This is a genomic window from Nonomuraea spiralis, assembly GCF_014648435.1.
GTDB classification, from domain to species: domain Bacteria; phylum Actinomycetota; class Actinomycetes; order Streptosporangiales; family Streptosporangiaceae; genus Nonomuraea; species Nonomuraea spiralis.
Map to the genome: position 1 here is coordinate 1 of NZ_BMRC01000083.1, position 1,271 is coordinate 1,271.

General features: G+C 61.8%; 1 protein-coding gene. It reads right to left on the bottom strand.

Translation table 11 applies throughout. From position 1 onward, the window contains the following. Positions 1-37 precede the first annotated feature (37 nt). Positions 38-1,203 (bottom strand): IS3 family transposase gene (locus IEZ27_RS53395; protein ID WP_379478691.1). Its coding sequence is split into 2 segments (ribosomal slippage): positions 38-912 and positions 912-1,203, totalling 1,167 coding nucleotides; the frame shifts between segments, so codons are not numbered across the junction. Positions 1,204-1,271: the final 68 nt, after the last annotated feature.

The following is a 1,271-nucleotide window of genomic DNA, read 5'->3' on the forward strand; positions in this document are numbered from 1 at the left end:
TGAGCTTCCCCCTGTAGCACGGACACCTGAGGTGAGGTCACTCCACGGTGTCTGACGGCCTGTAGAGGCCCTCGAACGTGACGGGGCTGTGCATTCCGATGCTGGAATGTCGCCGGTATGGATTGTACCAGCATTCAATCCATTCAAAGATGGCGTTGGCTAGTTCTTCTCGGGTTTTCCAGATTCTGGCATCGAGGAGTTCGAGCTGCATCGTTCCCCAGAACGACTCCATCATCGCATTGTCGTAGCAATCACCCACCGTTCCCATAGAACCGAGCAGGCCGGCGTCTTGCAACCGCTTCCCAAAAGCCCAAGACGTATATTGCGTACCGTGATCGGAATGCAAAATCGTAGAGCTGGCATCGGGCTTTCGCCGGGCCACAGCCATCGCTAATGCGTTCACCACGAGATCCGTATCCTGTCGTACGTCGATGGACCAGCCGATGACGCGCCTGGAATAGGCATCCATGACGGCGGCGCAATACACCTTCCCCTCGCCGGTGGGATGTTCGGTGATGTCGGTCAGCCAGAGCCGATCGGGCGCCTCGACGTCGAAGCGGCGCTGCACCAGGTCCTCCTCGGTGGCCTGGTTGACCAGGTTGCGCCGGCCCCTGCGCCGGTAGACGCCTTGCAGGCCGTCCGCGCGCATGAGCCGCTCCACGCGTTTGCGGTTGACCTTCTCACCCAGTCCGAGCGTGAGTTCGGCGTGCACCCGTGGTGAGCCGTAACTGCCGCGCGAGTCGGCATGTATCCGCCGGATCATTTTGGTGAGTTCCTTATTGCGGAGTTCACGCGGCGGCTCGGGCCGGCCGAGCCACTCGTAATATCCCGACGTGGACACCTGGAGTACTCGGCAGGCCACCGCGACCGGAATGCGGTCGTCGGCGAGTTCACGGACCAGCGAGTAGATTACTTTGGGAGGACGTTCTCCCGGGCGAAGTAGGCCGCCGCCCGTTTGAGGATGTCGTTCTCCATCTCCAGCTGCTTATTGCGGCGGCGTAGCTCGGCGAGTTCCTTCTTCTCCGCGTTGGTCAACCGGCTACCGGCGCCGGCGTTTTCGTCGGCGTCGGCTTGTCGTAGCCAGTTCTGCAGGCACGAGCGGCTGATGCCGAGGTCATGGGCGAGTTGGAGGAGTGGTTTGTCACCTTGGCGCGCGAGCTCGACTGCGCGACGCCGGAACTCGGGAGGGTGAGGTGCGGGCACGAAGGACATCCTTCCTGATGATCAAGGGTGACCTCAGGCCAAGTGTCCGGAGAACAGGGGGAAGCTCA